Genomic DNA, 314 nt, shown 5'->3' on the forward strand with positions numbered 1-314 from the left:
AAAGCAAGGCATCTTCAAAGACTCTTAAGTAAGTCCTATTACGCAAAGCTCTTGGCGGTAAGGAAAGTAACCCAAGATAATCAGGGTAAAAAGACAGCCGGAGTAGATGGAACAAAATCTCTGAATCCAGAACAACGGTTTGAATTAGCCCAAAAACTAGGGAAGAAATCCAAAGCCCGCTCCTTACGCAGAGTATGGATTCCAAAGCCAGGGCGCTATGAAAAGCGTCCTTTAGGGATTCCGACAATAAAGGATAGAGCTGAGCAAGCCTTGGTTAAACTGGCACTAGAACCCCAATGGGAAGCCCGATTTGA

Annotated in this window: 1 protein-coding gene; it reads left to right on the forward strand. The window is 44.9% G+C overall.

What is annotated here, in order from left to right; all coding sequences use genetic code 11:
• Positions 1-314 (forward strand): reverse transcriptase N-terminal domain-containing protein (locus AC0QH1_RS05060; protein WP_324629822.1); only part of this gene is annotated, 314 nt, incomplete at both ends.

Source organism: Phormidium sp. CCY1219, from assembly GCF_055795085.1.